Annotated in this window: 7 protein-coding genes and 1 riboswitch; of the genes, 4 read left to right on the top strand and 3 right to left on the bottom strand. The window is 49.9% G+C overall.

All coding sequences use genetic code 11. From position 1 onward, the window contains the following. Positions 1–51: 51 nt before the first annotated feature. The 3 genes from C7R92_RS25575 to moaC all read right to left on the bottom strand — a co-directional run bounded on the left by C7R92_RS25575 (position 52) and on the right by moaC (position 3225). Positions 52–1233, bottom strand: a complete 1182-nt coding sequence (locus tag C7R92_RS25575) for a pyridoxal phosphate-dependent aminotransferase (RefSeq protein WP_106836095.1) — start codon at positions 1231–1233, stop codon at positions 52–54. 83 nt (positions 1234–1316) lie between these two features. Further along, positions 1317–1431: riboswitch (SAM riboswitch) on the bottom strand. A gap of 60 nt (positions 1432–1491) precedes the next feature. Then, the gene (locus C7R92_RS25570) at positions 1492–2739 is read right to left on the bottom strand and encodes an MFS transporter (protein ID WP_106836094.1); all 1248 of its coding nucleotides are present in this window, start codon (positions 2737–2739) and stop codon (positions 1492–1494) included. A gap of 3 nt (positions 2740–2742) precedes the next feature. After that, on the bottom strand, positions 2743–3225 hold the full coding sequence (gene moaC / locus C7R92_RS25565) for a cyclic pyranopterin monophosphate synthase MoaC (protein WP_047071888.1): 483 nt from the start codon (positions 3223–3225) through the stop codon (positions 2743–2745). 172 nt (positions 3226–3397) lie between these two features. Here moaC and C7R92_RS25560 point away from each other — a divergent pair, with 172 nt between their 5' ends. The 4 genes from C7R92_RS25560 to C7R92_RS25545 all read left to right on the top strand — a co-directional run bounded on the left by C7R92_RS25560 (position 3398) and on the right by C7R92_RS25545 (position 6285). After that, complete coding sequence (locus C7R92_RS25560) at positions 3398–3937, top strand: methylated-DNA--[protein]-cysteine S-methyltransferase (RefSeq protein ID WP_106836093.1); 540 nt, start codon at positions 3398–3400, stop codon at positions 3935–3937. After that, positions 3930–4643 carry a 2OG-Fe(II) oxygenase gene (locus C7R92_RS25555; RefSeq protein WP_106836092.1) on the top strand — a complete coding sequence of 238 codons (714 nt, stop codon included), beginning with the start codon at positions 3930–3932 and terminating at the stop codon, positions 4641–4643. Before C7R92_RS25560 ends, C7R92_RS25555 begins: the two co-directional genes overlap by 8 nt. 12 nt (positions 4644–4655) lie before the next feature. Next, on the top strand, positions 4656–5474 hold the full coding sequence (locus tag C7R92_RS25550; protein ID WP_106836091.1) for an SPL family radical SAM protein: 819 nt from the start codon (positions 4656–4658) through the stop codon (positions 5472–5474). A gap of 103 nt (positions 5475–5577) precedes the next feature. Continuing rightward, positions 5578–6285: a molybdenum cofactor biosynthesis protein gene (locus C7R92_RS25545; RefSeq protein ID WP_017250474.1), complete on the top strand. Its 708-nt coding sequence runs from the start codon at positions 5578–5580 to the stop codon at positions 6283–6285. The last annotated feature ends 2 nt before the right edge of the window (positions 6286–6287 follow it).

The following is a 6287-nucleotide window of genomic DNA, read 5'->3' as shown; positions in this document are numbered from 1 at the left end:
ATTCTAAGGGGTGCACTTCATGTATGGTAGTGTGGCCGAATTACCTCGCCTTTATTTTGTTTTCGTAAATAACCCCAACCGCTCAATTCGCTGAACCGCTTCTGCGAGACGCTCTTCATTTGATAACAAAGCTGCTCGCACATAACCCTCACCTGTCGGACCAAAGCCATTTCCTGGCGCTACGACGACATGCGCTTTTTCCAAAAGCAGGTCAGAGAACTCCACGGATGTGAAGCCGCTTGGAACAGGAAGCCAAGCAAAAAACGACCCTTGAGATGGTGGCGCCTGCCAGCCAATCCGATGCAGATTGGAGTACAAAGCATTGCGGCGGCTTTCGTAGACAGCAACGAGATCGCGAACGCACTGCTGTGACTCTGTCATCGCCTTCGCTGCCGCCATCTGTACCGCTCCGAACAGACTGACGAAGTAATGGTCCTGAATGAGATTAATCAGACGAACCAGCTCGCGATTTCCTACCATAGCACCAACACGCCAGCCTGCCATGTTGTACGTTTTAGACAAGGTATAAAATTCTACACCCACTTCTTTTGCACCCGGAACCTGCATGAAGCTGACCGGCTTTTTCCCGTCATAGCTGATCGCCCCGTAGGCGAAGTCGTGGCAGACGACGATTTCATGTTTTCGGGCAAAACGAATGGTCTCCTCATAAAACTCCAGTGGTGCGTTGACTGCTGTCGGATTGTTCGGATAGTTGAGAAACATCAGTTTCGCTCGATCCAAATCAGTTTGGGAGAGCTGGCTGTAATCTGGCAAGAAGTCATTTTCCGCCTTCAACGGCATCATGACCATCCGTCCGTTTACGACAGCAACACCCGACCAATAATCCGGATAGCCTGGGTCTGGAACCAGTGCAACATCGCCTGCATTCATAAGGACTTGGCAAATCTCTACGAGTCCGGTTTTGCTGCCGAACAATATCGCGACTTCTTCCTCCGGATCGAGGTCCACATCAAATTCTTGCTTATACCAATGAGCCACTGCCTGCTTCAGTTCCACGCGTCCCTGAAAAGGCGGATATTTGTGATGGAGTGGTTGTGCCGCTTGCGCCTGTAATTCTTCAATAATGTGTGGCGGTGTCGGCAAATCAGGATTGCCCTGCCCTAGGTTTATGACGTCATGGCCTTGCGCAATGACCTTGTTTACTTTTGCCACCAGGGTCGCAAAAAACTGGGTAGGGAGTCGATCAATCATGTCGGAGGGTTGAATGCGCATCTTTCTTCCATTCCTTTCTTGGGCCCAATACAGTAAAACCCCCTTTTTCCATACAGAAAAAGGGGGAGATCAGCTTGGTCACGTCCTTATCTGTCAGGAAAAAATCCTGCTGGAATTGGCACAGCATCTGTCCATCACATAGAACAGATCCGCTGCCGGGCTTCATAGGGCCAGTCCCTCCACCTCTCTGAATAAGTCAAACACACGGAATATACTGTTTTTTCGTCTATATCATACTACTTGAGCACGTAAACCGTGTCAAGATGCTTGATTCTGTAAGGGTACCTGATGCCTTCTTTTTTGAAAAGATGTGTGGAAGGCAAAGAATGCGACAGACAACAGACACAAGCCCGCCATCACGAACAATAGTCCCTGCGCATGAATCGATTGGAAAATGAAGGCGCCGAGAAGTGGTCCGAGCATCCGCCCAGCAGATCCAGTCCCTGCAATCAGACCTTGAATGAAGCCTTCTCGTCCCTCTGGCGTAAACTGTGCCGCTACTGCCGGCACCGCTGGCCATACGAGCATTTCTCCCAGCGTCATGATGAACATGCCTGCAACAAAGCCTGCATAAACCGTTGATTGAGACAAAATCAACATCGACATGGCAAAAATATAAGCGCCCAAGAGCATTTGTGCTTTTAGCGTACGGGCAAAGCGTCGAATGACCCACGCAATCAATGGCTGACCAAACAGGATCAAACCGCCGTTCAGCGTCCACAACAGACTGTATTGACGGAGTGAAATGCCCAGGGATTGCATGTAGGTCGACAGCACCGTTGTCCATTGTACATAGACAATCCAGCTAATGAGCAACCCTCCGCATAAGAGCAGCAATGCTCCCCATACGACCTTGGTCTCTTGCTGTGGTTCTCGTAGAAGTTCTCCCTCTGCTTGTTCGGGAGCAGTCGTCTGCAAGTGACGTTTTTGCTCTGCCAGTTTTAACTGACGCGGCAAAATGAGCATAAACATCGTCAGCACAATTACTTGTGTGATCGCATTTCCGAAAAACGTCCAAGCAAACGAAACGCTTGCCAAGAAGCCGCCTAAAGCAGAGCCGGCAGCTACACCCACATTGAGGGCGACGTAAATCAGATTGATTCCTTTACGGCCTCCCTCCGGCCATAAAACCACTGCCAGCGCATTCATAACGGGAGAAAGGGATCCATAAAACAGACCATTCAATAATAACAGTAGGACATATACGGTAAAATCTTGTGTAACACCTAAACAGACCGAAATAATCATTCCACCGATGGAGCCCACAACAATAGTGCGCATTTTACCCCAGCGGTCAAACATCATCCCGCCGACAATACTCCCGATCAGGAATGCGCCTTGATTTAAAAGCAACAAGAAGCCGGCTACAGTCAGCGGCTTTCCGAGATGGTTGTGAATATAGATCGTGACCAGCGGCCAAATACACGCCATTCCGGTAGAAAAAATGACGGCAGCAATCGCCAATAAACGAATGCTGCTCGGATAGGATTCCCACTTTTGCCTCATGGCTTACTTCTCACCCCGATGGAAATCGCCGCTTTTTCCGCCTGTTTTGGATTGCAGACTGGTCGGACCGATTATCATTTCTTTATCCATGGCTTTGCACATGTCATACACCGTCAAAGCCGCTACGCTGACTGCGGTCAACGCTTCCATCTCGACGCCTGTTTTCCCTGTCGTCTTCACGGTTCCTGTAATCGCAAGCGTCGTTTCATCTACAAAAGCAAATTGTATGTCGATGCCAGTCAATGGCAGCGGATGACACATCGGGATGATTTCCCACGTCTTTTTGGCAGCCATGACACCTGCTACCTGCGCAACTGCGAGTACATCGCCCTTTTCGATTCGACCTTCACGGATTCGGGCGAGTGTTTCGGGTTTCATGCTGATTTGGCTCTCGGCTACAGCCACCCGTTTTGTGACGTCCTTCTCAGACACGTCCACCATCCGCGCTCGATTTTGTTCATTAAAATGTGTTAATTGATCAGTCATACGAGTATCTTTCCTCCTCTATCTTCTCCTACCTTACTCCCGCCGCTGGATAAAAGCAATGGGAATGTAGAAGACATCGTTTCGTTATCTTGCTCATCCACTCCCAAAAACGTACGCAGAACAGGTGCTGGAGGTATACTGTGCGTACACAGCTCAAAGGAGGCGTATGGAAATGGAAACGATGAAGGATCAGACGGTACGTTGGTCAATGCTTGTGCATGGTGATTGGACTATTTATTTGGCTGCAACGGCTGCCGGACTTTGTTATGTCGGCTCGGTCAACCAGCCTTTTGCTGAATTGGAAGCCTGGGTTGAAAAGCATCGCCCACAAAGTTCACTGGTGCAAGACGATCCATGGTTAAAGCCTTTTGCAACAGAACTGATGGAATATATGCAGGGAACGCGCGAGCATTTTTCCATGAATTGCGACCTCTCTGGAACGCCTTTTCAGCTCGCTGTCTGGGAGGCACTCCGTCAAATCCCATACGGTCAAACAGCATCGTACACCGACATTGCAAACATCATTGAAAAGCCTGCTGCTGTTCGTGCAGTCGGTGCAGCAATCGGTGCCAATCCGGTTCTCATTACAGTTCCCTGCCACCGCGTTGTCGGTAAAAACGGTTCACTGACTGGCTATCGTGGAGGACTGCCCATGAAGACAACTCTGCTTGATCTGGAGCAAAAGTCGAATCGGGGTGTGAAGCATGGCTAGTTCACTGACAGAAAGGATCGCTGCACTTGACTGGCATTCCCTGCAACAGAAGTTGGACGAACAAGGGTATGCAGCTTTTCCTTCCTTAATAAGCTCGGATGCGTGCGAAGAATTAATCGCTTCGTATGGACAGGATGATCTTTTTCGCAATACGATCCAGATGGCACGGTACCGTTTCGGTGAAGGGGAGTATCGTTATTATCAGGCTCCCCTTCCCTCACTTTTGCAGGAGCTTCGCGAAGGCTTTTATCCGATGCTTGCGCAGACTGCGAATCGGTGGCTGGAAATGCTTGGACGTGAAGCTGTTTATCCTGCTACCCTCCCTGATTTTTTGGCGCAATGTCACGACCAGGGGCAGCTGCGCTCTACTCCATTGATTTTGAAATACGAAACGGGTGGCTACAATTGTTTACATCAGGATATGTACGGCGAGGTGTTCTTCCCGTTTCAAGTCGTGTTTGCCTTGAATCAGAAGGAGAAGGACTACACTGGCGGAGAATTTCTGCTGATGGAGCAACGGCCGCGCGCGCAGAGCCGGGGACATGTGATAACCTTGGACCAAGGCGCTGGACTGATTTTCCCGACATCCTATCGTCCTGTGCAGGGAACGCGAGGCTTCTATAAAAACACGCTGCGCCACGGTGTCAGCACGATTACCTCAGGAAAGCGCTACAGCCTCGGAATTATTTTTCATGATGCAAAGTGAGGAACGCACAATATGAAGAGCATCCTTTCCTATAAAATGCCGAAAACCCTCCTCAATAAAGGAAGCGGATTTCTTGCGGATTACACCCACTCGCTCAATCCGTATACGGGCTGCTCTTTCGCCTGCTCTTATTGCTATGTTCGGCAAATGCCTGTCTCTTTGTTTCGCAACGAGCAATGGGGCACATGGGTTGACATTAAGCAGCAAGCTGCCGATTTATTGCGCAAGGAGCTAATGCGGGCTAAGAAAAAAGGAAAGGTGACCATCTTCATGTCTTCGAGTACAGACCCGTACCAGCCCATCGAACAAACGGAAAAGGTAACGAGGTCTTTACTCGAAGTCATGGTAGAGCATCCACCCGATTTTTTGCTGGTGCAGACAAGAAGTCCCTTGGTTTGGCGAGATGCCGATTTGTTGCTCCTGCTGGGTGATCGCATCCGCGTCAGCATGACCGTCGAGACCGATTTGGAGGAGATTCGCAGGCACTTTAGCCCACAAGCTCCCCCCATTCAAGCGCGGCTAAAAACACTCCAGCGTTTGGCGGAAGCAGGCATCCCTACACAAGCAACCATTGCCCCTGTTTTGCCTAGCAGTGAGTCATTCCCGGAGATTTTGCGCCCCTTGGTAACACGTGTCTGTGTCGACGACTTTTATATGGGAGATGGCAGCGGCGGTAAACGAACGAAAAGAAACGGCATTCCCGCTCTCTATGAACAGCTTGGACTGGAAGAATGGTATGATCCTACCGCCTATCGGATCGTCTATGATCGGCTATTACGTATTTTTCCCCCGAACCAGATCTATTTGAGTCAGGAAGGCTTCGCTCCTTAGAATCAACCGCTGATTGAAACACCCCATTCATTGGCAACTTTGATCGGTTTATGATATCGTCTAGCCTAGAGTGTAGTATCATCCAGGGAAATGAGGAATTGTCTTGACCATTACGATCTTGTTATTTGCCGGACTCGCTGAACGAGCGAATGCCCGGGAAGTACAGTTGACCCTATCTGAAGGCGCGACCGTTAGCGACCTACTGCAAGCAGTGGAAAGAGAATATCCTGCGCTCTCTGCGCTTTTGGGCAGTTGCTTTGTCTCCATCAATCATGAATATGCGGCGAAAAATCAGGTGATTTCAGCCGACGACGAGATTGCCCTCTTACCTCCTGTAAGCGGCGGAGAAGAAGACCCGCGCTTCGCCATTACCGAGGAGCCCATTTCGGCGGACAAGTTGGTTCGTCTGGTGAGCAACCCGCATGCAGGCGCAATCCTTACTTTTGTCGGAACTGTTCGGGAATTTACCCATGGTCAGCGCACCGTGTATTTGTCCTATGAAGCATATGCCCCTATGGCTGTTGAAAAAATGAAGCAGGTCGCAGCAGAGATCGAGGAACGCTGGCCGGGAGCGCAAGTCGCGATGCACCATCGTATCGGTAACTTGGCTGTAGAAGAAATTGCGGTTGTTTGTGCCGTTGCAACAGCGCATCGTAATGAATCGTTTGAAGCAGGCCGTTATGCCATCGAGCGACTCAAAGAGATCGTTCCCATTTGGAAAAAAGAAATGTGGGAAGATGGAAGCGAATGGAAGGGACATCAGCAAGGACCGTGGAATCCGCTTGCGATGCCAGAAGGAAAGGTGGAGTAACG

This window comes from Brevibacillus porteri (genome assembly GCF_003013475.1).
GTDB classification, from domain to species: Bacteria; Bacillota; Bacilli; order Brevibacillales; family Brevibacillaceae; genus Brevibacillus; species Brevibacillus porteri.
This window is presented reverse-complemented; position numbering and strand designations above follow the sequence as displayed.